The organism is Streptomyces phyllanthi, from assembly GCF_009377205.1.
GTDB classification, from domain to species: Bacteria; Actinomycetota; Actinomycetes; order Streptomycetales; family Streptomycetaceae; genus Streptomyces; species Streptomyces phyllanthi.
The window spans coordinates 1-24,598 of the sequence record NZ_VJZE01000102.1; the positions used below are offsets into that span (position 1 = coordinate 1).

The 24,598-nt window shown below is 71.0% G+C and carries 21 protein-coding genes and 1 pseudogene; 18 read left to right on the top strand and 4 right to left on the bottom strand.

What is annotated here, in order from left to right:
• Positions 1-49 precede the first annotated feature (49 nt).
• The 4 genes from FNH04_RS16955 to FNH04_RS16970 all read left to right on the top strand — a co-directional run bounded on the left by FNH04_RS16955 (position 50) and on the right by FNH04_RS16970 (position 7,437).
• The gene (locus FNH04_RS16955; RefSeq protein ID WP_152785104.1) at positions 50-4,033 is read left to right on the top strand and encodes a non-ribosomal peptide synthetase; all 3,984 of its coding nucleotides are present in this window, start codon (positions 50-52) and stop codon (positions 4,031-4,033) included.
• Between the two features lie 190 nt (positions 4,034-4,223).
• Positions 4,224-5,156 (top strand): ABC transporter ATP-binding protein, encoded by a 933-nt coding sequence (locus FNH04_RS16960; protein ID WP_152785106.1) that lies wholly within the window; start codon positions 4,224-4,226, stop codon positions 5,154-5,156.
• Positions 5,157-5,164: 8 nt separating this feature from the next.
• Positions 5,165-6,682 (top strand): ABC transporter permease subunit, encoded by a 1,518-nt coding sequence (locus FNH04_RS16965; protein ID WP_152785108.1) that lies wholly within the window; start codon positions 5,165-5,167, stop codon positions 6,680-6,682.
• A complete protein-coding gene (locus FNH04_RS16970) occupies positions 6,679-7,437 on the top strand; it encodes an ABC transporter permease subunit (RefSeq protein WP_152785110.1) in 759 nt (252 codons plus the stop codon). The genes FNH04_RS16965 and FNH04_RS16970 overlap by 4 nt, the downstream gene beginning before the upstream one ends.
• 316 nt (positions 7,438-7,753) lie before the next feature.
• On the opposite strand, the gene FNH04_RS16980 is transcribed toward FNH04_RS16970, so the two are convergent.
• Both FNH04_RS16980 and FNH04_RS47630 read right to left on the bottom strand, forming a co-directional pair.
• Complete coding sequence (locus FNH04_RS16980) at positions 7,754-8,872, bottom strand: scyllo-inosamine-4-phosphate amidinotransferase (RefSeq protein ID WP_152785114.1); 1,119 nt, start codon at positions 8,870-8,872, stop codon at positions 7,754-7,756.
• Between the two features lie 536 nt (positions 8,873-9,408).
• Positions 9,409-9,573 (bottom strand): hypothetical protein, encoded by a 165-nt coding sequence (locus FNH04_RS47630; RefSeq protein ID WP_228031435.1) that lies wholly within the window; start codon positions 9,571-9,573, stop codon positions 9,409-9,411.
• A 456-nt stretch (positions 9,574-10,029) separates the two neighbouring features.
• On the opposite strand from FNH04_RS47630, the gene sbnB reads away from it, so the two are divergent.
• Positions 10,030-11,055, top strand: coding sequence for a 2,3-diaminopropionate biosynthesis protein SbnB (sbnB, locus tag FNH04_RS16985; protein ID WP_152785116.1), 1,026 nt, complete (start codon positions 10,030-10,032; stop codon positions 11,053-11,055).
• Between the two features lie 336 nt (positions 11,056-11,391).
• Here sbnB and FNH04_RS47635 read toward each other — a convergent pair whose 3' ends face one another.
• Together FNH04_RS47635 and FNH04_RS16995 are read right to left on the bottom strand one after the other, a co-directional pair.
• Complete coding sequence (locus tag FNH04_RS47635) at positions 11,392-11,898, bottom strand: AfsR/SARP family transcriptional regulator (RefSeq protein WP_322723193.1); 507 nt, start codon at positions 11,896-11,898, stop codon at positions 11,392-11,394.
• A 397-nt stretch (positions 11,899-12,295) separates the two neighbouring features.
• On the bottom strand, positions 12,296-12,493 hold the full coding sequence (locus FNH04_RS16995) for a hypothetical protein (protein WP_152785120.1): 198 nt from the start codon (positions 12,491-12,493) through the stop codon (positions 12,296-12,298).
• Between the two features lie 210 nt (positions 12,494-12,703).
• Here FNH04_RS16995 and FNH04_RS17000 point away from each other — a divergent pair, with 210 nt between their 5' ends.
• The 13 genes and pseudogenes from FNH04_RS17000 to FNH04_RS17060 all read left to right on the top strand — a co-directional run.
• Positions 12,704-13,291, top strand: coding sequence for a DUF4255 domain-containing protein (locus FNH04_RS17000; protein ID WP_152785122.1), 588 nt, complete (start codon positions 12,704-12,706; stop codon positions 13,289-13,291).
• A complete protein-coding gene (locus tag FNH04_RS17005) occupies positions 13,288-14,016 on the top strand; it encodes a carboxypeptidase-like regulatory domain-containing protein (RefSeq protein WP_152785124.1) in 729 nt (242 codons plus the stop codon). The genes FNH04_RS17000 and FNH04_RS17005 overlap by 4 nt, the downstream gene beginning before the upstream one ends.
• An 11-nt stretch (positions 14,017-14,027) precedes the next feature.
• Entirely contained in the window at positions 14,028-16,292 is a 2,265-nt protein-coding gene (locus FNH04_RS17010) for a phage tail sheath C-terminal domain-containing protein (RefSeq protein WP_152785126.1), read from the top strand.
• 92 nt (positions 16,293-16,384) lie between these two features.
• Positions 16,385-16,840, top strand: a complete 456-nt coding sequence (locus FNH04_RS17015; protein ID WP_152785128.1) for a phage tail protein — start codon at positions 16,385-16,387, stop codon at positions 16,838-16,840.
• Position 16,841: 1 nt separating this feature from the next.
• On the top strand, positions 16,842-18,341 hold the full coding sequence (locus tag FNH04_RS17020) for a phage tail sheath family protein (RefSeq protein ID WP_152785130.1): 1,500 nt from the start codon (positions 16,842-16,844) through the stop codon (positions 18,339-18,341).
• Complete coding sequence (locus FNH04_RS17025) at positions 18,338-18,856, top strand: phage tail protein (RefSeq protein WP_152785132.1); 519 nt, start codon at positions 18,338-18,340, stop codon at positions 18,854-18,856. Before FNH04_RS17020 ends, FNH04_RS17025 begins: the two co-directional genes overlap by 4 nt.
• The gene (locus tag FNH04_RS17030) at positions 18,853-19,047 is read left to right on the top strand and encodes a putative phage tail protein (protein WP_322723194.1); all 195 of its coding nucleotides are present in this window, start codon (positions 18,853-18,855) and stop codon (positions 19,045-19,047) included. The genes FNH04_RS17025 and FNH04_RS17030 overlap by 4 nt, the downstream gene beginning before the upstream one ends.
• Positions 19,044-19,715, top strand: a complete 672-nt coding sequence (locus FNH04_RS17035; RefSeq protein WP_322723195.1) for a CIS tube protein — start codon at positions 19,044-19,046, stop codon at positions 19,713-19,715. Before FNH04_RS17030 ends, FNH04_RS17035 begins: the two co-directional genes overlap by 4 nt.
• A gap of 10 nt (positions 19,716-19,725) precedes the next feature.
• The gene (locus FNH04_RS17040) at positions 19,726-20,907 is read left to right on the top strand and encodes a phage late control D family protein (protein WP_152785136.1); all 1,182 of its coding nucleotides are present in this window, start codon (positions 19,726-19,728) and stop codon (positions 20,905-20,907) included.
• The gene (locus FNH04_RS17045; protein ID WP_322723196.1) at positions 20,904-21,605 is read left to right on the top strand and encodes a phage baseplate assembly protein V; all 702 of its coding nucleotides are present in this window, start codon (positions 20,904-20,906) and stop codon (positions 21,603-21,605) included. Before FNH04_RS17040 ends, FNH04_RS17045 begins: the two co-directional genes overlap by 4 nt.
• On the top strand, positions 21,602-22,024 hold the full coding sequence (locus FNH04_RS17050; protein WP_152785138.1) for a GPW/gp25 family protein: 423 nt from the start codon (positions 21,602-21,604) through the stop codon (positions 22,022-22,024). Before FNH04_RS17045 ends, FNH04_RS17050 begins: the two co-directional genes overlap by 4 nt.
• A complete protein-coding gene (locus FNH04_RS17055) occupies positions 22,021-23,970 on the top strand; it encodes a putative baseplate assembly protein (RefSeq protein WP_152785140.1) in 1,950 nt (649 codons plus the stop codon). The genes FNH04_RS17050 and FNH04_RS17055 overlap by 4 nt, the downstream gene beginning before the upstream one ends.
• Positions 23,967-24,598 (top strand): annotated as a pseudogene (locus tag FNH04_RS17060) (putative baseplate assembly protein); the annotation flags it as partial. The gene FNH04_RS17055 and the pseudogene FNH04_RS17060, both read left to right, overlap by 4 nt.

Consider the following 24,598-nt stretch of genomic DNA (forward strand, 5'->3'; position numbering starts at 1 on the left):
GATCCCCGCCAGCACCTCCTCAGTCGCAGTGGCCGGAGCCGCATAGGGGATGCCCAGCTCCCGGCGGTTCTGCTCCGGCGCCGGGCGTGCGGCGCTGACGGGGGAGCGGTTCGTGGCCGACCCCTTCGCGGGGGGCGGTTCGCGGATGTATCGGACGGGTGACCGGGTGCGGTGGCTGCCGGATGGGCGGCTGGAGTTTTTGGGCCGGGCTGATGGCCAGGTCAAGGTGCGTGGTTACCGGATCGAGCCGGGTGAGGTGGAGGCTGTGCTGGCCGCGCACCCCGGTGTCCGGTCGGTGGTGGTCACCGCTTGGGGTGAGGGATCGTCGGCGCGGCTGGCTGCCTACCTGGTTCCCGTCGACCCGGCCGAGGGCATCCCGGCGGCGGACGAACTGTGTGCGTTCGCGGCCCGGCGCCTGCCGGAGTACATGATTCCCGCCGCCTTCACCGAGCTGGCCACCCTTCCGCTCACCCCCGCGGGCAAGGTCAACCATGCCGCACTCCCCGCTCCCGACGAGAGCCGTCTGGACGTGGGCCACTACGTGCCCCCGGCCACTGCGGCCGAAGAGCTTCTGGCCGCCATCTGGGCCGAGGTGCTGCACGTCGACCGGGTCGGTGCCGAGGACGACTTCTTCGAACTCGGCGGCCACTCCCTGCTCGCCGTCCAGGTCACCTTCCGGGTCCGCGACGTCTTCGGGATCGAGATCCCGTTCTCCGCGCCGTTCGACCGCCCCACCCTGCGTGGCCTGGCAGCGCTCCTCGAAGGCCCCCGGACGGAACCGGCCCTGCCCCCGGTCACCCCGGTCAGCCGGGACCAGCCCCTGCCGTTGTCCTTCGGCCAGCAGCGGCTCTGGTTCATCGACCAGCTCGAACCCGGCTCCGCCGAGTTCGTCATGCCCACTCGCGTGCGGTTCGCCTCGGACGTGGACGTGGCCGCGCTCGGAGCGGCCCTGGACACGATCACGGCCCGGCACGAGATCCTGCGGACACGGCTGGTGACCGGTCCCGACGGTGTCCCGCACCAGGTCATCGACCCGCCCGGAACCGTTCCGCTCCCGGTCGTCGACCTGTCCGCCCAGCCGGATCCGGCCCGTACCGCCCAGCGGCTGGTCGACCAGGACACCCGGGTGCCGATCGATCTGGCGGCCGGGCCGATGCTCCGCGCCGTGTTGTACCGCCTCGGTGAGACCGAGCACATGCTCGCCCTCACCATGCACCATGTGACCTTCGACGAGTGGTCTGACCAGGTCTTCCGCCGTGAGCTGTCGGCCCTGTACGAGGCTTACCGGGCGGGCGAACCGAATCCGCTGCCGCCGCTCGCGGTGCAGTACGCCGACTTCGCGGTGTGGCAGCGGTCATGGCTGAGCGGGGAGGTCCTCGACGGGCAGTTGGCGTACTGGCGGGAACAGCTTGCCGGGGTGCCCGTCCTGGATCTGCCCACGGACCGGCCCCGCCCGCCGGTGCCGTCCCGGGCCGGTGCCGTCGTCGGCTTCCGCGTGCCCGCTGCGGTGGCCGAGGGCCTGCGGACGGTGGCCGGGGAGAACGACGCGTCGATGTTCATGACGCTGCTGGCCGCGTACACGGTGGTGCTGAGCCGCTACAGCGGCCAGGACGACATCGCGGTGGGGACACCGGTGGCGACCCGGAACCGGGCCGAGACCGAGGACCTGATCGGGTTCTTCGTCAACAGCCTGGTGCTGCGCACCGACCTGTCCGGTGACCCCGTCTTCACCGAACTGCTGGCCCGGGTCCGCGACATGTCCCTCGCCGCCTACGCCAACCAGGACCTGCCGTTCGAGCAGCTGGTCGACGCCCTGGTCACGGACCGGGAGGAGGCACGCACCCCGCTGTTCCAGGTGATCTTCAACTACACCCCCGGCGAAGGGCGGCCCACCGTACAGGCCGTCCCCGGCGGCGGGACCGAGGCGGCGCCGGAGGACCTCGACATCGAGGTCGACACACGGTTCGACGTACGGCTGGCGATCTCCGACGATCCCAAGGGCGGCCTGTCGGGCGGCATCCACTACAACGCCGAGCTGTTCGACCCGGCCACGGTGCGGCGGATGGCCGGGCACCTGCAGACGGTGTTGTCCGCTGTCGCGGCCGACGCGAGCCGTCCGCTGTCGCGCCTGCCGCTGCTCACCGAGGCCGAGCGGACTCGCCTGGTCCACGACTGGAACGACACGGCGGTCGCCTGGCCCGACGCCGACGGGGTGCACGAGCTGACAGCCGCCGCGTCGGAGGCGACCCCGGACGCGATCGCGGTGGTGTCGGGCGGGCGGTGCCTGTCCTACGCCGCGCTCATGACGCGGGCCGGACGGCTGGCCGCCCACCTCCGCGGGATGGGGGTGGGGCCGGACACGGTGGTGGGCCTGTGCCTGCCGCGCGGAGCCGACCTCATCACCGCGGTCCTCGCGGTCTGGCAGGCCGGCGGCGCGTACCTGCCGCTGGACCCGGACTACCCGCCCGAACGGCTGGCGTTCATGCTCGCCGACAGCCGCGCCGCGGTGCTGGTCGGCATGGCGGACGTGGTCGAGGACCTGCCGCTGCGCCGGGTGCGGGTGGTCGCCCTGGACGACCCGGCCGTTCAGCGGGCCCTGGCCGCCTCCCCGGTCCCGGAGACGGCCGCCGCGGCACAACCGGGACGCCTGGCCTACGTGATCTACACCTCCGGCTCGACCGGAACCCCCAAGGGCGTCATGGTCAGCCACGGGTCGCTCGTGAACTACGTGCGCTGGTTCAACGAGCGGTTCGAGATCACCGCGAGCGACCGGGTCCTCGTGTCGTCCTCGCCGAGCTTCGACGCCTTCGGCATCGAGCTGTATCCCGGGCTGGCCGCCGGCGGAGCCCTGGTCGTCGCCCCCGCGTCGGGGGTCGCCGCGGACCCCGACGGACTGATCGCGACGATGACCGCGCAGCAGGTCACCGTGCTCCCGACGGTGCCGGCCATGCTCAGCCTGCTCACCGGGCGCGCCGCGCTGGCCGGGTGCTCCGGGATCAGGCGGGTGGTCTGCGGCGGGGAGCGGCTCACCGGCCAGGCCGCCGCCGCGCTCACCCGCGTGCTGCCGGTGCCGCTGCACAACGTGTACGGGCCGACCGAGGCCACCATCGACGTCACCGGCCACACCTACGAGCCGATCGGCGACCAGGTGGGAGGAGTGGTGCCGATCGGCGTCCCGGCCGCCAACACCCGCCTCTACGTGCTGGCCCGCGATCTGTCCCCGGCGCCCGTGGGTGTGCCGGGAGAACTGTTCGTCGGCGGGGCGAACCTGGCCCGCGGCTACACCCGCGCGCCCGTCCTCACCGCTGAGCGGTTCGTCGCCGACCCGTTCGGCTCCGACGGCTCCCGCCTGTACCGGACCGGCGACCGGGTCAGGTGGAACGAAACCGGGCATCTGGAGTTCCTGGGCCGGTTCGACGACCAGGTCAAGGTGCGTGGATTCCGGATCGAGCCGGGCGAGATCGAGGCCGCTCTGGCCGGCCACCCGGGCGTGCGGTCGGCGGTCGTCGCCGTCATCGGGGACGGGGCCACGGCACGGCTGGCCGCCTACCTGACCCCGGCCGCCGCCGGTGAGGCCATCCCGTCCGTGGCCGACCTGCGGGAACACCTCCGGCGCCGGGTCCCGGACTTCATGATCCCCGCGACCTTCACCGAACTGGCCGAACTGCCCCTGACCCCCACCGGCAAGGTCGACCGCGGCGTCCTGCCCGACCCCGACCAGGCCGGTCCCCAGCCGGTCCACCAGTACGTCGCGCCCGCCACCCGCACCGAGGAGCTCCTGGCCGGATTCTGGGCCGACGTCCTGGGCCGGACCCGGATCGGTACCCGCGACAACTTCTTCGAGCTCGGTGGCCACTCCCTGCTCGCCACCCAGGTCGTGTCGAGGATCCGGGAGGTGTTCGACGTGGAACTGCCCCTCACCGCCATGTTCCACGAGCCCACGATCGCCGAGACCGCCGCGACCATCGACAGGGCCACGTTCGCCGCCGCCGGCGGTACGGAGAAGGAAGAGTACGAGGAGTTCGAGCTCTAGGAGCGCCACACCCCGGCACCGCGGACGGCCGCGGGCGGCAGACTCGCCGCCCGCGGCCGTCCCCCGTAAGAGGGACATCGCCTCGCTCGCACGGGGGACGCCGAGTGGAGGGTGTCGCTCGTACCAGGGGCGGCGAAGATGGCACTGCCACGTGATGTTCGCCGCGCCGGACGTCCATAGCCTTGCTGGTATGGAAGCAACCATCGAAGTCTCCGGCCTGCGCAAGAGCTTCGGCCGCACGGTGGCCCTGGACGGGATGACGTTCAGCGTCCGGCCCGGCCTGGTCACCGGGTTCGTCGGCCCCAACGGCGCCGGGAAGTCCACGACGATGCGGGTGATCCTCGGGCTGAACGCGGCCAACGAGGGCACCGCGTTGATCAGCGGGAAGCCGTATCACAGGCTCCGGCATCCGCTGAGCCACGTGGGTTCGCTGCTGGACGCGGCTGCGTTGCATTCCAGCCGGAGCGCTCGCGGCCATCTGCTCTGGCTGGCGCATTCACAGGGTATGTCCGCGCGGCGCGTGGACGAGGTGCTCGAGCTGGTCGGCCTGACGTCGGCGGCGCGGCGGAAAGCCGGCGGCTACTCGCTGGGTATGCGGCAGCGGCTCGGTATCGCCGCAGCACTGCTGGGAGACCCGGCGACGGTGATGCTCGACGAGCCGTTCAACGGTATGGACCCGGAAGGCATCGTCTGGATCCGCGGGTTCCTGCGGTCGCTGGCCGCTCAGGGCCGCGCCGTCCTGGTGTCCAGCCATCTGATGAGCGAGTTGGAGGACACGGCCGACCACCTGGTCGCGGTCGGGCGCGGCAAGGTCATCGCCGACAGCAGCGTGGCCGACCTCATCGGGGCCGCGTCAGGGAGCCGGGTCGCGGTGCGCACCACCGCCCCGCAGGACACGATGAGGGTGCTCGCCGTGGCCGGTGCCACCGTGGCGGCCATCGGCCGTGACACCATCACCGTCTCCGGGCTCGCCCCGGACCGCATCGTGACGGTACTGAACGAGGGAGCGGTGCCGTTCTCCGAGGTGTCGGCGCATCGAGCGACTCTCGAAGAGGCCTACATGGAGCTCACGCGCAACGCGGTCGAGTTCCGCGCCGCGATGCCCACGGAGGTGGCACGGTGACGGCCACCATGACCCCCCGCCCAGTCGGCCAGAGGGCCGGACGGGACGGTTTCCTCCAGTTGGTGCACGCGGAATGGACCAAGTTCCGCACCGTCCGGAGCTGGGTGACCGGCATGGCGGTGACGGCTCTGCTGGTGGTGCTGGTCGCCCTGCTCGCCGGGGTCAGCAGCGACCAGAAGGGCTCGCCGCCCGTTCCGGTCGGACCGGGCGGCGAACCGGTCACCGACAGCTACTTCCTCGTGCACCAGCCGCTGGCCGGGGACGGCAGCGTCACCGTCTCCGTCTCCGCGCTCGAGAGCAGCATCCCCAAGGGCCCCGGGGACCTGCGGCCCGGTATCGTGCCGTGGGCGAAAGCCGGGCTCATCATCAAGGAGAGCACCCGCCAGGGATCGTCATACGCGGCCATCATGGCCACGGGCAGCCACGGTGTGCGGATGCAGGACGACTACGTCAACGACACGGCCGGCCTCCCCGGTCAGGTCTCCGCCGAGTCCCCCCGCTGGCTGCGGCTGGACCGCTCGGGCGACACGATCACCGGCTACGCCTCCACCGACGGTACGAAATGGACCAAGGTGGGCACCGCGCAGGTGAGCGGGCTCGGATCGACCGTGCAGGTCGGGCTGTTCGTCGCGTCTCCGCCTGCCGTGGAGGGCCTGGGCACGGCCGGCAGTGTGTCGAAGGCCGTCTTCGGGGACCTTCGTCTCCAAGGAGGCTGGACCGGTGGTGAGTGGACGGGTGAGCAGCTGGGAGCCGACTCACCCACCTTCGCCGGCTACCCGGACAACGGGTCGGGTTCCTTCACCCAGTCCGGCGGCCGGTTCACGGTGACCGGCGCAGGCGACATAGCGCCCGCCGTCCGCGAGACCTTGCCGACCGGCGGCACCCTCCGGGACATCCTCACCGGCACGTTCGCCGCGCTGATCACGGTGATCGTCGTGGGGGCGCTGTTCATCACCACGGAATACCGGAACAACATGATCCACCTCACCCTGGCCGCCAGCCCGAGGCGCAGCCGGGTACTGGTGGCCAAGGCGATCGTGCTGGGAGCCGTCACCTTCGTCGCCGGGCTGGCGGGAGCGGTCCTCGCGGTTCCGCTCGGCGAGCGGCTCGCCCGGGCCAACGGCGTGTACATCTTCCCGGTGGCGTCCTCGACCGAACTGCGCGTGGCGCTCGGGACCGCGGCGCTGCTCGCGACCGCCTCGATCCTCGCCCTCTCCGTCGGTACCATCTTCCGGCACAGCGCCGGCGCGGTCACCACCGTCCTCGTGGCCATCGTGCTGCCCTACATCCTGACCGCCATCCCGTTCATGCCCGCGAGCGTGGCGAACTGGCTGGCCAAGGTGACGCCGGCGGCGGCCTTCGCCGTCCAGCAGACGCTTGTACGGTACGACCAGGTCGCAAGCCATTACACGCCCTACAACGGCTACTACCCGCTGCCGCCGTGGGCCGGGTTCGCCGTTCTGGCCGGCTACGCGGTGGCGAGCCTGGCCGTGGCCGCCGTCCTTCTCAACCGGAGGGACGCATGAGCCTGGCACTGCACGCGGAATGGACGAAGATGCGGACCGTCGCCAGCCCGCTGTGGCTGCTGCTCGGTACCGTCGCGGCCACGGTGGCCCTGGGCGCCGGGGCGACCTCGGTGGTGAACTGCACGGCCAACGGCTGCGGCGGGGACACGACCAAGCTCAGCCTCATGGGGGTCTACCTCGGCCAGGCGCTGGTCGCCATCCTCGCCGTGCTGATCATCAGCGGGGAGTACAGCTCGGGCATGATCCGCACCACCCTGACGGCGGTACCGCGGCGAGCGACCGTCTTCGCGGCCAAGGCCGTGACCCTCACCGGCGTCGTGGCCGTCGCCGGAACGGCCGCCGTCCTCGGGTCGGTGCTCGCCGGGCGGCTGATCCTGCCCGACCTCGGCGACCGGGCCCTGTCCCTGTCCGACGGGCCGACGCTGCGCGCGGTCTTCGGGACGGTCCTCTACCTGATCCTGATCGGCCTTCTGAGCCTCGGTGTCGCGACCGCCGTGCGGGACTCCGCCACCAGCATCGGGGTCGTCCTCGGCCTGCTGTACATCGTCCCGATCATCTCCCAGACCATCAGCGACCCGGACTGGCAGCGCCTGCTGGAGAAGATCGCGCCGATGAGCGCCGGGCTCGCCATCCAGGTCACCACCGATCTCGACAGCCTGCCCATCAGCCCCTGGGCCGGCCTCGGCGTGACCGCCGGGTGGGCCGCCGCGGCACTGCTGGCCGGCGGCCTGCTGCTGCGGAGGCGCGATGCCTAGGTCCTGTCGCGAAAGTCCCTCCCCGGCTGCCGCAAGGGCGTGGGAGGTGCCCCCAGCCCCGCGACGCCCGGCATGCGCTCTCCCGAGCTGCTGCGAGCAGGGGTACTCCCGGCTGTGTTGTCGGGTGTGCTGTCGGGATCGCACGCGTACGCCCGGTACGAGGGCGACCCTCCGCCTTGCGATCGCACGCTCCCCCCACTCTCGGCTTCCGCTCGAGCGGGGGGACTCCCGCGCCGCCGCGGGGCACGCCCTACGGGCGGTCGACGGGGCTTTCGCAACAGGCCCTGTCCGCGAGCGTGCCCACCCTGTGCCGCGCTCAGCGGCAGTAGTCCTCGAGGTCGCCGTCGCGGACGACGTCGAGCGTCACGCAGTGGAACCCGCCGCCGAGGACCCGCGAGTGCCGCAGCTTGTGGGGGAGCACCGTGATGCCCTTCTTCTCCATCGCGGAGATCAGCTCGGGCTGGTCCTCGTCCACGATCGCCACCTCCGGGCTCACCATCAGCAGGTTCATCCCCAGCCAGGGCGCGCTCAGCGGACGCTTCACGATCGCCGGGACGTCGCGGATCGGGGGCGACCACAGGATGTCCCAGCCGCGGAAGCACGCGGGAATCGTCTCCTCGGTCAGCCGCTCGGGGTTCAGCAGCACCAGCCCGGGCCGCAGCAGGGTGATGGTGGTGTCGATGTGCGTGTAGCCGTACACCCCGCGGACCGGGTGGACCCGGAAGTCGCCGAACAGCCGCAGTGTGGACTCCAGCCAGCGCAGGCCGAGTTCGTTGCCGCTGCGGGAGACCTGGTAGATCACGTCCCGGCCGATGCGCAGAACGTTCGCCGCGTCGAAGACCGGTTCGCTCTCGCCCAGCAGCGGCAGGCCGTCGTCGTCGAGGGAGAACAGGTCGTCGGCCAGACGCGGTTTGGGCGCGGAGAGCCAGGTAGCGCCGCGCAGCATGTACTCCTGGAAGAGCTCCCGCATCCCGCCGAGCAGCTCGAAGTACCGGGCGCGCATGGGACTCGGCGTCTCGATGATCGCCGAACCGAGGACCATCGTGATGTCGCGGGGGCAGTACGACAGGTACCCGTCACTCGTCCAGTCCGGCGAGCTGAACACCTTCGCGTGATCCGGCGCGGCGGGCTGGTGCACCGTGACGCCCAGGTCCCGCAGCGTGGAGATCAGCGTCGCCAGGTCCTCGGTGGTCTCCTCGATGACCTGCTTGGGGAACGCGCCCTCGGAGACCTCCCGCAACTCCTTCTCCGACAGCGTCGGGTAGCAGGCGAGCCATGCCGAGACATCACTCATCCGAGGGAGCCGGGCGTTCGCCACGTCGCCGACGATCACTTCTCGGAGCTGAGTGAACTCGTCCCACGATTTCACCGCGGGCCGCGCGGTCTCGCCGGCGGATGCCGATTCCGGTATCACGTTCGTCATCGTCTCTCCCATTTGCCCATGGTGTGAATCCGGCAAGAGTTGCCCGGCCAAGCCCTACCGCGTCACCTCTATTAATTCCCGAGATGGACGCCTGATGCAGAAAATGCTCCTGAGCTGGGCAGCAGTGGTGTCACATTCTCTACTGTGTCCAGGTCGAGGAGCATTTGCAAAGTGCGCGTTGGTTCAGGCAATGAACCGCGTCTTCCCGCAATCGGGAACGAGGCCGGGACGGGACTTTGCCCATGTGCCGGAGCATGAAGTTCAACTGGTTAGCTGCCGCAGTCGAACGATTCTGTCCGGTGCCCGGCGCACGAGTCTTTGGCCGGGGGCGGAGGTGGGGTCGCCGGGCGGTACATGCGGCCGAGCGGGGGACGGTGGCCTTCCGTCGACTCCCCATGGAGCGGCTGGCTGGGGGGCGTTGCCCTCCTTCGGGCACACCACGTGACCACGGTCGCTCACGGGTTCTCAGGGCGCCGCCCGTCCGGCGGCGGGACCCGGTGCAAAGCCGTCACGGCTGGGACACCCGTCGCCAGCCGTGACTGTCGCCTTTAAATGACGACTACCTGGGCTACGTGTGAGGACATGCTGCCCAAGCTTTTGTCTGGAGCCTTCTTGTGCCGACCGCCGAACGCCAGCGCCGCGGCGACTACGATCACGACCAGTACCAGAATCGCTATTAACCAGCGTTTACTGCTGGGCGAAGTCTTGTCCATGCGCGAAAGTGTAGCATCGGGCGGACGAAAATAGAGGGCTTACCTGCCCTGCAAATTCCCGCAACTAGGTCACGGTCGTTGCCCTGGTGTTTTCTACTGGACCAGGCTGGGGTAAGTTCGGCATCTGGCTGTGAGGGCTGTGAGGTATGGGCGGTCACGCAATGCCGGAGGGCCGGCGTCAGGTAATCCGGGCTCGACGCCGCCACGGCGTGGTGATCAACGACGGGGCGGGCGAGGGGACGGCGAGTCCGCGGGTCGTACCGCGCGCCGCGGCCGTACTGGTGGCGGCGGAGCAGAGCGGTCGGCCGAAGGACGACTCGCCCCTCATCGAATCGTGTGTGGCGATCGCGCCCGACCTTGCCGACAGGTGTGCCGACACCGTCGACGACGACGCATGGGTAGCCCAGCGCTTCGGCGCTGCGAGCCCCGCACTCCGGACGAATCGAGGGACAGAGCATGGCTGACACCACGGCACCACGGCCTTTCGTGGTGATCTCCGGCAAGGCGGTGCACGACGCCGTCCACGGCCGCGAGAAGGAACTGCTCGACCTCGTCGAGCACGGCTACCGGCTGCACGGCGACGGCAGGACGGTGAACCCCCCGTCGTACTTCCTGCGCTTCCCCGAAGAACCCGCCAACCGGATCATCGCGCTCCCTGCGTCCGTGGGCGGTGACGTCGCTGTCTCCGGCATCAAATGGATCTCCAGCTTCCCCGCGAACGTGGACAAGGGCATCCCCAGGGCGTCCGCCGTAATCGTGCTGAACGACCAGGAGACCGGGTATCCGCTGGCGTGCCTGGAGGGCTCCATCATCAGCGCGGTCCGCACCGCGGCGTCCGCCGCGGTGGCCGCCGTCAAGCTGGGCGCCGGCCGGCCGAAGCCCGCGAGGCTGGGCGTTGTCGGCACCGGCCTGATAGCCCGGTTCGTGCACGCCTACCTGGTGGCGGCGGGGTTCGCGTTCGAGGAGATCGGCCTCTTCGACCACAGCGCGGAGCACGCCCGGGGCTTCGCCGGATACCTGGAGCGCGCCGACGCCCGCCGGGTCACCGTGCACGACGACCTGGAGGGCCTCGTGCGCTCGGCGGACCTGCTGCTCTTCGCGACGACCGCGGGAACCCCGTACGTCGAGGACCCCAACTGGTTCGCGCACCACCCGCTGGTGCTGCACGTGTCGCTGCGCGACCTCTCGCCCGAGGTCGTGCTGGACAGCTGCAACGTCGTGGACGACATCGAGCACTGCCTCAAGGCCGCGACCTCGGTGCACCTCGCCGAGCAGGCCACGCACAACCGCGACCACGTGCACGCCACCCTGTACGACGTGCTGACCGGGACGTTCACCCCGCCCGGCGACCGCACGGTCGTGTTCTCGCCCTTCGGGCTCGGCGTGCTGGACCTCGTCGTCTCACGGCACGTCTACGACCGGACCACGGCGGGCGTGGTCGTGGACGACTTCTTCCACGAGCTGTCCCGATACGGAGGATGAAGACGATCCTGTCCCAGCTGGGCGACGCGGAGCAGTCCGGCCCCGCGCCCGGCAGCGCGCCGCCGTAGAGGGGCCCGATGTGCTGCGGCGTGGCCCCGACGCCCCGTGTCGGGGGGCGATGGGGCGGCCGCTGCCCGCTGCCCGCCTCCGCTGCCCGCTGTCCGGAACTCGGTACGAGGCCGAGCCGAAGGGTGAACGCCGCCCGTATGCCGCGCCTGCCGACGATGAGGCCCGTGGTACTGCTCCGACGTGCGGCAACGCGAAGCGGAGAACTGTCCTGGCCGACGGCACCCGAGCTCGCCCCCGTGGCGTCACCAACCTCTCCGAACAGCACACCTAGGTCCCGGAGGGCTGGAGCCGGGACCGCCCGTTGTGTTCGGTGCGGGATGGCAGGAGGGCCCTGAGCGACGGGGAGGGCTCCAGTCCCAATTCCTCCCGCAGGATGCGGCGGCATTGCTCGAATTGGCGCAGCGCCGCGCCCCTGTTGCCGGCCGCCAAATGCGCTTTCATCAATACGCGATGAGCGCTTTCCCGCAAAGGTTCGGTACGCACGGCCGTGAGTCCGGCGGCGACGGCCTCACCGTGGCGCCGCGCTGCCGTAAGTCGCTCGGTCATCGCTTCCAGGGCATAAAGCCGGAGCTGATGGTATTGCTCCTGCTCGATCAGCATCCAGTCGTTTTCCGGCCATTCCGGCAGTAAATCCGACGACAGGTCCGCCAGTGTTTGCATGGTGAGGATGTCGTCGCACGCGCGGGAGTTGTCGAGCAGTCTGTGTGCCCGCGCCACGGCCTCGTGCAGGTCGACGGCGATGTCCTTGGCGATGGCCAGTTCGTGCGAGGTCACGTCGATGATCGGGTGGCCCGTGCGCGTCGCTCGCCAAAGAGACGACCTCAGGTTCGCATTGGCGCGTGACGCGGTGACATTCGGCCATAGAATTCCGGCCACGTAGGTGCGGGACCGTGGCATGTCCTGCAAGGCCAGGAAGGCAAGGAGCCGTTGAGTGCTGGAGCAGACCGGAATGCGAGTGTGATCTATCGCTAGTGCAAATCCCTTGAGCAGCCTCAGAGAGATGGGATGTTCTTGTCCGTTCATCGACGCCCCCGGTACCGATGTCGGCTTCGGTGATCTTCAGTGTGGTTCCAGAGATTCCCGAGGCCATGTTACGAGCAAGTTATGATCGCAGGGTCGACTATTAACGTGACGGGCGTCAAAAAGGAATCACCGGAGCGTCGCGGAAACGTCACCCATCGCGTTCCATGACTTCATCGAGCCAGGTCCGCACCGCTGCGAGGGCGTCGGCGGTCCTGCTCACCGCCATGGGCGGCTCCTGCTGCCCGTCGACGGTCTGGATGATGCGTGCGCGGAAGCCGTCCTCCCTGCCGCTTTCCACCCACACCCGGAGGATCAGGACGCCGGACCGTGTTGAGGGGGTCTCCATGGGAGACCGAGTGTCCCTCACCGCTGTCACCCCGGCGTTGTCGATCCGTGTCCGGTGACGTCATCGCGAGCGACGAGGACGGATTCGAGGACGGATTCGAGGACACAGCGGTGACGCCGGTGTGACGGGTGAGTCGCGGACGGATCACAGGGGGCTCTGCATCCTCTCGGCATACGTCGTCAGCGCGCGCCGGGCCGAGGGGGGCTTCGCATGGGTGACTTCGGTGTGATCGCCGATGTCTCGACAGTCATCGTGAACGCCCTGACGCAGTCCCTGCTCGAGTTGGGCCGGGGCCCCAACATGCCGGCACCGACCGCGGAACTGAACGACCTCTCCGAGACGGTGCAGACGACGAACCCCAAACTCACGGTGTTCCTCTACGAGATCGCCGAGGACCCCACCTCGCGCAACCGACCCCCGGTGCGCTCCCAGCCGCCCGACCCGATGACCGCCCGCAAACCGCCGATGGCCCTGCTGCTGCGGTATCTGATCACCCCGTGGGGCGGCGACCAGGAGACCCAGCACCGCATGCTCGGGCGCGCCCTGCAGACGTTCTACGACGACGCGATCCTGGACGGCCCGCAACTCTCCGGCAGCCTGGCGGGCAGCACGGACTCGCTGCACACGACCCTGACGCCGCTGACCCTCGATCAGAAGTCCTGGGTCTGGTACGCGATCCAGAAGCCGTACCGGCTGTCGCTGAACTACGAGGTCCGCGTGGTCAACCTGGACTCGGCCGTCGAGACGCCGGTGCGCCCGGTGCGGAGCCGGATCATCGAGGGGGCGCCGACGCCATGAGCGCCTTCCTGCCCCTCACCCGGTCGACGCTCTACAGCCCCGTCTGGTTGGTGCCGTTCGACGAGCACGCCCGCCGGGTGCGCTCCGCGGGTGTCGAGGTCCTCCTCGAACGGTTCGACGACGAGGGCGGCTGGCTGCCGCTGGACGACAGGGCGGTGCGCACCCCCAGCGGCCACCTCGCCTTCCCGGGACTCGGCAGGCGGGCCGAGCCGTGGGCGGCCCGGCCGGAGCGCCACCGGGTCCGGTTCGCGGCCGCCGGCTACCAGCCGCTGTACCCGGCCGACGGCGAGCCGTTCTCGGCCGACCTCGTCGGCGTGGAGTTCCTGGTGTACCCGTACGACAACACCCACCCGCCGTCCGTGGAGGCCTCCCCGCGGCTGGTCCGGCTGCTGCCGGGGGTCGCCTTTCCCTACCCGCCGCAGGTGCGCACGGTCCACGGCGTCGTGCTCGACGCGACCACCCGGGCGCCCGTCGCGAACGCGCTCGTCGAGGCCAGGGGGCGAACCGGTCAGGACCTGACGCCGTGGCACGAACGCACTCTCTCCGACGCCACGGGCGCCTTCCGGCTCGCCCTGCGCTGGGAGGGCGAGAAGGCCACAGAGAACGCCCCCGACGAGACGTTCCGTCTGGAGGCCACCGAGCGGCCGGGCCGGGCCGGGTCGCTGACCGTGCGCCTGCCCCAGGACGCCGAGCGCCGACACGTCATCGAGATCCGTGAGCAGTGAAGGAGCCATCCATGGCCGAGTATCTGAGCCCCGGGGTCTACATCGAGGAGATCGATGCGGGGCCACGGCCGATCGCCGGGGTGAGCACGAGCACCGCCGGCATGGTCGGTGTGACCGCGCGTGGCCCGTACACCGGCAAGCCCAAACTGGTCACGAACTTCCTCGAGTTCCAGACGGTCTTCGGCGGCTTCCTGCCCGAGCCGGACGCGGGTGTACGGGACGCATGGGCCAACAACCCGTCCGAGGGCGGCCGTTGGTGGCTGTTCCCGCTGGCCGTCAAGGGCTTCTTCGACAACGGCGGCCAGCGGCTCTACATCAAGCGCGTCGCCAGCGCCGGCGCGAAGCCCGCCTCCGGCGCGCTGGCCCAGGGCCTGGTGAGCCCCCTCGCCTCCGACGCCGCGCGCGGCGCGACCAGCCTCCAGCTCGGGCATCTGATCGGCTTCGCCGGGGTCGGCCAGCAGATCGAGATCTTCCGCGGCGACGACCAGCAGACGATCCACAGCACGGAGGTCGCCGGCTACGACATGGCCGCCCGCCGTATCCAGTTGAGTACGCCGCTGCCCGCCGAGGTCAGGACGGCCCGCGGGGACTATGTCCAGGTCGGGCAGCGCGGTGCCGAACAGACGCTTCGGCTGTCCGCCGTGAGCCCCGGAGCGTGGGGCGGCGGCGTCCAGGTCCGTATCCAGCCGATGGTCGGCGCGGCGCTGCCGGTGCTGCCCGATCCGCAGGAGGGCGCGCTGTTCGTCACGCGCCTGGTCGCGGACGCGGCCGCGGACAGCGAGACCGTCGAGGTGGCCGCGGCGGGCGGGCTCGACCCCGATGACCTGCCCGCCGACGTGTGGGTGCAGATCGGCCCCCGCCGGTTCAAGGTCCAGGCGAGCCAACCCGCCGACGGCAAGGTGACGTTGACCCTCCCGGCGGGCACGACCCACGCGGAGTGGGAGACCGGGCTCACGGTGCGCCGCGTGCGCCGCGGCAACACCGCGGCCGGAGCGACCCTGCGCGTCGGCGGCGCGAGCAGGCTGTACGAGGGCGCGGTCGTCCAGGTCGACGACGGCACCGCCCTGTCCGTGCTGACCGTCCAGTCGATCGCCGAGGACATGGTCACCCTCGACCGGAACGTGCCCGGGACTCTCTTCGAGACCGACCGGATCCATCTGATCGAGGCCGAGGTCAGCACCCGGTTCACGGACACGGGTGGGGCCGCGGTCACCGAGACGTTCCCGGGCCTCCGGCTCACCGGCGACAACCCGGCGAACCTGACGACCGCCCTGCAGAGCCGGTCGCAGCTCGTGCGGGCCACGGCGCTGCCCGGCCTGTCCACCGACCCCACGAAGTTCCCGGTGCCCGCGACCGGTTCCTGGCTGACGCTGGCCGACGGCGACGACGCGTACGACAGCCTCAGCGTTGCGGACTTCGTCGGCACCGACGGCGGCAGCGGCCGGCGTACCGGGATCGTCGCCCTGGAGGACATCGACGAGGTGGCCGTCTGCGCGGTGCCCGGCATGTGGTCCGGCACCGTCGAATCGGCGCTCGTCACCCACTGCGAACTGCTCAAGGACCGGTTCGCGATCCTCGACCCGCGCGACGGCCTCGACATCGAGGGCATCCAGGCCTTCCGCGAGCCCTTCGACACCAAGTACGCGGCGCTCTACTACCCGTGGCTCGTCACCCGCGACCCGTCCACCAACCGTGACGTCGAGATACCGCCGTCCGGCCACATGGCCGGGATCTACGCCCGGGTCGACGTGGAGCGGGGCGTGCACAAGGCACCGGCCAACGTGGTCATCCGCGGTATCCGGCAGACCGACGGCATCGCCCAGGACATCACCAAACGGCATCAGGACCTGCTGAACCCCAAGGGGATCAACGCACTGCGGTTCTTCCCCGGCCTCGGCCACCGGGTGTGGGGCGCGCGCACGCTGTCCTCGGACAGCTCGTGGAAGTACATCAACGTCCGGAGGCTCTTCCTCTTCCTCGAGGAGTCGATCGACGAGGGCACCCAGTGGGTGGTCTTCGAACCCAACGACGAGTCGCTGTGGGCCCTGGTCCGTCAGACGGTCACCAACTTCCTCACCACGGTCTGGCGCAGTGGCGCGCTCGCCGGAACCACCGCCGACGAGGCGTTCTTCGTGGCCTGCGACCGCACCACGATGACCGAGGACGACCTGGCCAACGGCCGGCTCATCTGCGCCATCGGCGTCGCGCCGGTCTTCCCGGCGGAGTTCGTGATCTTCCGGATCCAGCAGAAGACCCGCGAGACCCAGCTCGCCTGAGCACCCGCCCGAGCTGAGCCCCGACGGAGCTGAGCCCCGACCGATCCCGAGCGCCCGACCGATCCCGAGAACCCGACTGAGGAGCGGCCACCATGCCACCCGTGACCAGGGAAGATCCGTACGCCTCCTATAACTTCCAGATCATCGTGACCAACGTCAGCGACGACGGCGTCGCGGTGAGCGGCTCCTTCACCGAGATGAGCGGTCTGGAGCTGGAGATCCCGCCGATCGAGTACCGCAACGGCAGTGAGGACATCACCGTCCGCAAGATCCCGGGACTGAAGAAATTCACCAACCTCACCTTCAAGCGCGGCATCACCGGCCACGTCGGCTTCTGGAACTGGGTGGTCGAGGCCCTCAACGGCAAGGTGCGCCGCACCTCCGGCTCGATCGTGCTGCTCGACGAGAACCGCCAGGAAGCGATGCGCTGGAACTTCGACCGCGGCTGGCCGACCAAGTACACGGGCCCGACCCTCAGCGCGACCAAGAACGAGATCGCCATGGAGACACTCGTCCTGGCGGTCGAGAAGCTGGAGATCGACGTCTGACATGACCAGCGAAGCGCTTCCCGGCGTATCCCTGACGTTCGTGCCACGCGGCCCGGAACCGGAGCCGCTGCGCACGGACGTGGCGGCGTTCCTCGGCCGGTTCCGCCGTGGCCCGGTGGGCACCCCCGTGCGGGTGGAGAGCTGGAACGACGTCGTGGGTGCCTTCGGACCGCCACCGCCGGAGGGCGCCTTCGCCACGCCGTACGCACTGCGCGGCTTCTTCGAGAACGGCGGCCGTACGGCCTGGGTGCTCCGGGTGTCCGGTCCGGCCGCCACCGCCCGGGCCCGGTGGACGGTCGGCGACATCGCCGGATTCGCGGCCACGCGCTACCGGGTGGTCGCCACCAGCCCGGGCACCTGGGCCAACAACGTGCGCGTCGCCATCCGTTACCAGGCCAGCACCGTCGCCGGACCGCCGACGGTGAGCCTGCGGATCACGGTGCCCGGCGAGGCGCCCGAGACCTTCCCCGGCCTGCCGCTCGCCGACGTGGCCGACCGGCTGACCGCGTCCCGCTACATCCGGCTCATCCCCGACGGACCCGCGCCGGCCCCCGGCCCGCCGGGCCCGATCTCGACGCCCTGGGACCTGACGCTCGCGGGCGGCACCGACGCCCCGCCGACGCGGCAGGAGTACACGGACGCCGTGACCGTGCAGTCCGAACTCCCGGAACCGGCACTGGTGGCGCTGCCCGACCTGGGCACGGACCTGACCGGGACCGCGCACACCGACGTGGTCCTGGACCTGCTGGGGACCGTCCTCCCGCTCCTCGACCGCCTGGTCGTACTCGACGTCCCGCCCTGGCTGTCCTCAGTGGACGGCACGGTGGACTGGGTGGAGTCACTGACCGCGACCGGCGACAGCCAACTGCTGAGCTGCGCGGCCGTCTACCACCCGCCGCTGCGGACCCCCGACGGGCCCGCACCGCGCACCGTCCCGGCGTCGGGGCACGTCCTGGGGGTGATCGCCCGGCTCGACGCCGAGCGCGGAGCGCACCACACTCCCGCGGGCGCCGTCATCCTGGAGGCCGTCGACCTGGCGGCCGAACTGCCCGAGCCGCAGCAGGTCCGGCTGTTCGAGGCGGGCGTCGACCTGATCCGGTGCACCCGGGGCCGGGGACTGATGGTGTGGGGCGGACGCACCCTGTCCGCCGACCCCCGCACCCGCTACATCGCCCACCGCAGACTGCTGCACCTGCTGGTGCGTGCGATCCGGCGGGTGGCGAGCCCGCTGGTGTTCGACGTCAACTCGCCCGAGCTGCGGCTGACCCTCGTCCGCGCGATCACCTCGGTGCTCCTGTCCTCCTTCCGGACGGGCGCACTCGCCGGAACTCGGCCCGAGCAGGCGTTCCGGGTGGTGTGCGACGACACGAACAACCCGCCCGAGCAGGACCCGGGACAGCTGGTCTGCGAGATCGAGGTCGCTCCCGCCGTCCCCATGGAGTTCATCCGGCTGCGTCTCGTACTCGGCCAGGACCGTGGCCTGGAGGTGATCGAGGCATGAACCAGGACCCGCTGCCGAAGTACCGATTCCTGGTGACGCTCGACCCCGGCGACGCGTATCTGCCGCCCGCGCAGGCGCAGTTGCTGCCGCTGGTCGCCGCCGGGGCGTTCCAGGAGGTCGCCGGGCTCGGCGCACAGCTGGAGGTGACGAGCTACCCGGAGGGCGGCCGCAACGACTCGGTCCACCAACTGCCCCTGCGCCACTCGTGGAACCGGATCACCCTCAAACGCGGAGTGGTACGCGACGCCGGCCTGTGGGCCTGGTACCAGGCCGGACTCGCCGACTCCCTCGGCGCCCGACGCGACGGCGCGGTGATCGTGCTCGCCCCGGACGGGACGACCGGCGCGGCCTGGGCTTTCCACGGCGGGCTCGCCGCCAAGTGGACCGGCCCCGACCTGCACGCCGAACAGAACGCGATCGCCATCGAGTCGCTGGAGATCGCACACGAGGGGCTGACCAGAGTCCAGCAGGACACCGCGGCGAACGGTCTGCCGCGACAGAGCCAAGGGAGGTGACCGGCGTGCCGAAGGTGACCATTCACAACCTCGAAGTCCGGTTCCAGGTGGAGGGCGACGACGGCGCCGTGTTCACCCGGCTGTTCAACAAGCACATCCAGGCCTGGGCGAAGCTGTACGAGGACGCCTGCGCCCGCGCCAAGCACACCGAGGCCGAACGCCGCTTCGGCGACGGGGAGGACCCGCTGTGAGCGTGACGCCCGTGTCCTCCGCCCGGCAGGGCGCCGCCCAGGCACGCCTGGAGATCGTCCGCCCGGTGATCGTCGACGAGCGGCAGCGGCGCATCCCGCTGCGGTTCAACCCCACCGACTACAAGCTCAGCAAGAGCAACACCTTCGCCGAGATCACCATCCCCGGCCTGGAGACACCGCCGCTGCAGTACATACGCGGCGGCACGGAGACCCTCACCGTCCAGGCGCTGGTCGACACCTCCGACACCCTGGAGAACGTACGGACCGCGTATGTCAACGCCCTGCGGAACCTGCTGCGCCCCGACAGCCGCGAACACGCGCCGCCCATCGTCCGGTTCGTGTGGGACGAGGAGGTCTTCACCGGCGTCCTCGAGAAGCTGGACGTCAACTACCAACTGTTCCGGCCGGACGGGGTGCCGCTGCGGGCCATGCTGGACCTCTCCCTCAAGGAGTACCGCCCGGCCGCCGTACAGGTCGCCGCCGTACCGCGCTCCTCGCCCACGGTGGAGAAGAGCTACGTGGTACGGCGCGGCGACACCCTCAGCTCCATCTCCGCCGCGGTGTACCGGCGCCCCGACGCCTGGCGCGAACTGGCCCGCGCCAACGGGATCGACGATCCGCGGGACCTGCGACCGGGCCGGGTGCTGACCGTGCCCCGGCTGCCGTGAGGAGCGTGCGATGAGCTCTCCCACGCCCGAGGTCGCCTCCCCCGACCGGTACGCGCCCGAGTTCGAGGTGCATATCGAGGGACTGGAGATGGATCCGTCCACCAAGAACGACATCATCGACATCAAGGTGAACCGCGACATCGACGAGATGTCCGGCTTCGACCTCACCCTGAACAACTGGGACGACGCCAACCTGAGGTTCAAGCACAGCGACTCGCCGAGTTTCCAGCTCGGTTGCCGGGTCTCGGTCCGCCTGGGCTACGCCGACCGGCTGCTCACCGTCGCCACCGGGACCATCTCCACGCTCAGCCCCAAGTTCACCGACGGCTCGTCCCCCACCATCTCGGTCAGCGGGGTCGACGGGCTGCTGCGGCTGAAGGACCGCAAGCCCACCGAGAACGAGACCAAGATCTACCTCAACAAGCGGGACTGGGAGATCGCCGAACAGATCGCCCAGCGCAACCAGTTGCGGATCAAGGTCACCGAGGAGGGCCCGGTCCACGACCGCGTGATCCAGAAGAACCAGGACGACGCGACCTTCCTGCTGGAGAGGGCCAAGCGGCTCGACTTCGACTGCTACATCCTGCCGGACCCGGTCACCGGCGAGGACACGCTGTACTTCATCAAACCCACCGACGGCCGTGACGGCCGCCCGATCCGGGTGTACCGGCTGGCCTACGCGCCCGGGCTGTCCACCGGCCCCGCCAACCAGCCCGTGGGACTGATCCCGAACCTGATGGAGTTCACCCCGACGCTGACGGTCTCCCAGCAGGTCAGCAAGGTCACGGTGCGCGGCTGGGACCCCCGCACCAAGCAGCCGATCGCGTTCACCGCGACCGCCGAGAACCTCCCGGCCGGACAGAACACGGCCGACGGGCAGAGCGGGCCGGAGGCCGCCGAGTCCGCGTTGCAGGGCCGCCAGGAGGTCATGGTCGACGCACCGGTCACCAGCGACCAGGAGGCCCGCGAACTGGCGATCAGCCTGCTGCGCGAGCGCGCGTACGAGTTCATCACCGCGACCGGCAAGGTGGCGGGCCTGCCCGAACTGCGGCCCGGCGACAACCTGGAGATCTACGGCCTGGGACGCCGCTTCTCCGGCACGTACTTCGTCAAACGGGTCGAGCACACGCTCAACACCAGCGGTTTCTTCACCCAGTTCACCGGACGGCGTATCCACCAGGGGGACCAGTGACGACCAGGACCACGCCACGGTCCCGCAGCACCGACAAGCGGTTCTACGGCGTCGTCGAAGCGCTCGTCGTGGAGTGCGAGGGCGACGACGAGGGCCGGGTCAAGCTGAAGTTCCCGTGGTTCGACGGGACCACCGTCACCGACTGGTGCCGGGTGAGCCAGCTGTACGCGGGCAACGGCTACGGCTCCGTGTTCGTCCCGGAGAAGGACGACGAGGTGCTCGTCGCCTTCGTCCACGGGGACATGCGGTTCCCCGTCGTCCTGGGCGGTCTCTACAACGGCCAGGACAAGCCGCCGACCGCCCGCACCGACGGACGCGACCAGAAGGTCATCCGGACGAAGCACGGCCACCAGGTCCTCTTCGACGACAACGCCTCCCAGGCCGCCGTCCGCATCACCTCGGCCGCCGGGCACGTGGTGGAGCTCGACGACCAGGGCAAGGCGATCCGGATCACCGCCGCCGAGGGCGGCAGCGTGACCGTGTCCGCGCAGGGGGAGATCACCCTCAAGGCGCCGAAGGTGACCGTCGACTCCTCTTCCATCGAACTCGGCGCCGGCGCCACCGAACCGCTCGTGCTCGGCAACGCGCTGCTCCAGGCGTTCAACGCGCACACCCACCCGTCTGCCGCCGGGCCCACCGGCCCGCCGACGCCGCCGCTCACGCCCGCCGTACTGTCCAAGAAGGCGAGGACACAATGAGCGAGGAGTTCCTCGGCACGGGCTGGCGCTTCCCGATCCTGCCCGACGAGGCCGGGCGGCTCGGCTACGCCGTCGGCGAGGAGAGCATCGAGCACTGTCTGCGGGCACTGCTGCTCACCGGCCGCGGCGAGCGCGTCATGCAGCCCGAACTCGGCACGCGAGCACCGGAGTTGGTGTTCGCCCCCGGCAGCGTGCAGAACCTGCGCGACCTGGAGAACTCGATCGCCGAGGCCGTCCGCACCCACGAGCCCCGGGTCGAACTCGACGAGGTCCGCGCGGAGGCCGACCCCGCCGACGAGTCACGGGTCACCGTCTCGGTCGTCTACCGCATCCGGCGCAGCAACACCAAGGCGAACCTCGTGTTCCCGTACTACGTCGGACTCAGCGGCCTCACCGGTCCCACGGGGAGCACGCCATGACCCTGCCCGCGCCCAAACTGGACGACCTCACCTGGGCCGACATGATGGCGGCCATCCGCCGCCGCATCCCCGCCGAGTCGGACGGCACCTGGACGCTGCACGCCCCCGTCGACCCGGGCGTCACCCTCCTCGAACTCTTCGCCTACCTCCTCGAACAGCGGCTGTACTGGCTCGACCAGGTGCCGGACGCGCTGGTCGTCGCCATCCTCCGGCTGCTCCGCCTCGATCCGCCGCGCCCCGCCATCCCCGCGGCCACGGTGCTGCGGCTGTCCGCCCGGCAGCCGGGCACCGCCGTTCCGGTCGTCCCCGCCGGAACGGCGCTGACCCGGGACCAGCTGGGACGCGTCGTCTTCACCCTCGACGACGACATCACCGTCCTCCCGCTCGCCGAGGGCGGTGAGATCACCGTGTGGACCGACCGCGACCGCACCGCGGACCTGCGGGCCCGCCGCGGGGTGGCGCTCCTCGCGAGCGACGGCGCACCGGCCGGGGCCCGGTTCACCCTGCCGCTCACCGGAGAGCATCCCGCGCCCGGCCCGATCGGCCTCCTGTTCGAACTGGACGCCCCCGCCGCGTCCGTGGCGTCCTGGCTGCCCACGGCGGTCGACGAAGTACCGCCCCCCGCCGAGCTGACCTGGTCCTGGTTCCGGCCGGACTCCGGCCTCTCGGGCCCGTTCGAGAAGGTCGAGGACGGTACGGCCGGGCTCAGGCGCTCCGGAGTCGTCCGGCTGCACCCACCCTCCGGCTGGACCACCCGGGACACCGGCGTGATGGTGTCGACCCCGGCCGCGACGTACGCGGCACCGCCCCGCCTCCGCCGGCTCGCCGTCAACGTCTCCGCCGCCCGCCACCTCCGGCGCTACACCGCGCAGGGCGCCGACCTGGCGGAGCAGATCGAGGCCTGGCGCAAGCTCCCCGGCCAGCACCTCGTGCTGCCGGACGCCGCCGGACGGCTCCTCGAAGCGGCTGTACACCTGGCGGGCGAGGACTGGGATCCGGTGCCGGACTTCACCTTCGGCGCGCCGACCGACCGCGTCCACCTGGTCGACCGGACGGAGGGCGCGGTGGTCTTCGGCGACGGACTCACCGGGCGCATCCCCCTGCCGGATCCGGACGTCGTCGTCGACTACGCGCTCGGCGGCGGCCGGGAAGGCAACGGCGGCCTGACCGACAACTGGACCGCGGCCCCGGACACCCCGGCGGACCTCGGCGCGATCGCCGCCTCCAACCTCGTACGGGCCGAGGGCGGCCAGGACCCCGAGACGGTCACCGCCGCACGGCAGCGCGCCGCCGCCTCCCTCGGAGAGGTGACCCGCGCGGTCACCGCCGACGACTTCGTCACCCTCGCCCGTACGACCCCGGGCGTCGCCGTCGCCCGCGCCTACGCCTCCCTCGGCGAGCACGCCGGATTCGCGTGCCACCGGGTGCCCGGCGCGGTGACCGTCCACATCGTGCCGTCGGTGCAGCGCACCGACCTCGACCGCGAGGACTTCGTCGCCGCGCCCCGGCCCGACCCGGGCACGCTGCGCGTGGTCGCCGCCCGCCTCGACGAGGCCCGGCTGCTCACCTCCGAGGTCTTCGTACGCGGCCCCGGCTACCGCGACGTGACGCTCCGCGTCGACCTGTCGGGCGGCCCGGCCGACCGCGTCCGCGTGTCCACCGTGCTCACGTCCGCGCTGCGCCGCTTCCTCGACCCGCTCGTCGGCGGCGAGGAACAGGACGGCTGGCCGTTCGGGGAGGCGCTGCGCCCGTCGGCCGTACTGCGTGCCGCGCAGCGGGCCCTGGGAGACCTCGCGGACGTCGCCGGAGTGGCGATCGGCCTCGACGGGGCCGACCCGGACGAGGACTGCAACGAGGTGGAGCTGCGCGCCGGTGAACTGCCCGTACTGCGGGCGGTCCGCACCCGGATCGTGCCCGCCGTCGAACCGGGGGAGGGGCTGGCATGACCGGCGACGTGTGGTGGGAGAAGGACGCGCGGGCCGAGGGCGACCTCGTCCCCGGCCCCGGACCGGCCGGAGTCCAGCCGGAGCTCGTCGAGGCGACCCGTGAGGCCGTCCGCTCCGACGTACGCGGCCGGATCGCCGGCTACACCCCGGACTGGACCGATCCCGACCGCCAGGACGCCGGAGTGGCGCTCGTACGCCTCTTCGGCACCCAGGCCGAACCCGTGCTCTCCCGCGTCAACCGGCTGCCGGAGAAGGTACTCGCCGAGCACCTGGCCACGGCGGGAGTGCGCAGGCGACCCGCGAGCGCGGCGGCCGCGCTCCTGGAGTTCACCGTGAACCCGCCGGAGGGCGCCTCCGTGCTCGTCCCCGCGGGCTTCCAGAGCGCGGCCTCCACACCGGCGGGCCAGATCGTCTACGAGACGGACCAGGACCTGTACGCCACCCCGGCCACCCTCGCCGCACTCGTCGTCCAGGAGGCGGGGACGCTGGAGGACCTGCCGCTCGGACCGGCCGGTCCCGGCCGCCCGTTCGCGCCGTTCGGCCGCGACCCGGAGCCCGGCAACGGCCTGTGGATCGGCCTCGCGGGAACGGCCGCCCCCTACCCGCGCCTCTCGCTGGGCGTCGTGGT